The 2,039-nt window shown below is 36.6% G+C and carries 1 protein-coding gene and 1 pseudogene; one reads left to right on the forward strand and one right to left on the reverse strand.

The features are described 5' to 3' along the window. Positions 1-639, forward strand: a pseudogene (locus CK510_RS29705) (hypothetical protein); the annotation flags it as partial. 436 nt (positions 640-1,075) lie between these two features. Here the strand turns inward: CK510_RS29705 and CK510_RS29710 are convergent. Beyond that, entirely contained in the window at positions 1,076-1,927 is an 852-nt protein-coding gene (locus tag CK510_RS29710) for a sulfurtransferase (RefSeq protein WP_095725033.1), read from the reverse strand. Between the last annotated feature and the right edge of the window lie 112 nt (positions 1,928-2,039).

A 2,039-nucleotide genomic window follows, 5' to 3' on the forward strand; every position in this document is an offset into this window, starting at 1 on the left:
GGATTGACTCTCGCAAGTGCCCCTTTGAAATTGGGGGCAAAAACATACTTAAGTGGTTCAATTGATGGCAATATTATTAGTTACATTGACCAATCAGAATTTAACTATAATCAACTTCGTTTTAATGTAGATTTATATCGTCAACTCTCGAAACGAATGTATGGTGAAATTGGCTGGAGTAACCAACAGTTATTTTATGCCAGAGATAGTAAGCGTTATAGATTTGCATCGGGCGATCGCTTTCTAAATGAAAATTCGTTTCACCTATCATTAGCACGTAGAGACCCCCTTTCGTCAAAATTGATGCTGGATAGCTATTATGAATTTCGCGTCAGTTTGGCAGAAACCCCTGAAAAACGTAATCGTGTAATTAATTCGCTATCGCTGGCTTTAAACTATTACTTGCAAAAACCGCTACAAGTAGGGCTGAATTATCAAGTAAATTTATCTAACTTTACCGAACGCGATCGCGAAGACTTTTACCATCGTTTATTTAGTAGTTTAAACTATAGACTTTCGGATACTAGTAGTGTTAGCGCTCAAGCAGGTGTTTCTATGGGCAATTCGACAGAATCGAGCATCAATTTTAATGGTTGGTTTTTTAATTTTAATTATAACTGGGAATTGGGTAGATTTTAATTAATTATTGTTAATGGTTAGGGATTTCCAGAAAATAAAATATCTCAACCATATATTTACTAAACCTTGTCCATGATGAAACCCGGAGTTTTTTTAGCGATTCAAATGCGTCATTGCAACGTCAGGTAGACGGGCTTCTTCGACTTTCCGCAGGGTAAGCTAAAACTCACTTAATTTGTATACCGAAAACCTCATAGCAAGGCTTTCAGGGTTAAAAAGATGTCATTTAGATGCGTCTAAGCTTAGTAATCTCAAGGTCTTTATGGAAAATTACACTTCTCAAGATAGACGATGTTTAATCATATCATTAGTGAGGGTGGGGAAATCCCACCCCTACAATTTGGAATAATTTATCTTTTGGTGTTCCCTTAGTAGGAAAATGCAGACAAGGAAAAAATATATAATGCTAATTAACTCCTAATTCCTAATTCCTAACTCAAAGCTCATAACTAATCCAATCACTCCAACTACCAGCATATAATTTAGTATTAGAAATACCAGCCAATTCTAAAGATAGTAGATTTACACATGCTGTAACACCAGAACCACAATAGACTAGAATTTCGTCGCTATCTTGAATTTCTTGCCAACGTTGCTGTTGCTGAACTTGAGGAAGTAAATAGCCGTTAGTATCAGAAACATCTTGCCAAGGATAATTTACAGCACCAGGGATATGTCCGGCGATTTTGTCAATTGGTTCCTTAATCCCAAGATAGCGATCGCATTCTCTTGAGTCTACTAAAGTTATACCAGATAAGTCTTTACGAGTTTTGACAGTTGTAAAATCAACCATCATTTGCGGTTGAATGTTGGGGATAAAATTTGGAATAGAATTAGTATTTCGCTGTTCGGGAATAATATCAGTCACGGGATAACCCAATGATTGCCATCCAGCAAATCCTCCATCAAGTACTGCAACTTTTTCATGTCCTAAGTAACGTAATAACCACCATAATCTTGATGCAAAAGCAAATCGAGAATCATCATATGCTACGACAAAAGTTGTTGGAGATTGACTAGTTTGAGAATTAACCCCAATTGCTGATAGCTTTTGAGATAATTCATCTATGTTTGGTAGGGGATGTCTTCCCCCATGTTCTGTAACGGAACTGGAAAGGTCTAAATTTAGATCGAGATAATAAGCATTGCTGATATGATTAGTTTGATACTGTTGCTTTCCGAGTTGTGAATCGGCAAGCGAAAAACGACAATCGATGATTACAATTTGCGGATTATCAATATTATCTAATAGCCATTGAGCAGAAACAACACAGGGGTGATTTATCATTGGTTAAAAGTTAAAAGTTAATCATTATTGATTATTCATGATTTAAATATTAATTATCAATTATATCAGCCCTGCCCCGCAAGCGGGGTAGGGGGCAGGGGGTGGGGTTCTT

The sequence above is a fragment of the Brunnivagina elsteri CCALA 953 genome, from assembly GCF_002289455.1.
In the GTDB taxonomy this organism is placed as follows: Bacteria; Cyanobacteriota; Cyanobacteriia; order Cyanobacteriales; family Nostocaceae; genus Brunnivagina; species Brunnivagina elsteri.

Coding starts and splice junctions, on each gene's coding strand:
- CK510_RS29710 (WP_095725033.1), bottom strand. CDS start 1,927: ATGATAAATCACCCCTGTGTTGTTTCTGCTCAATGGCTATTAGATAAT.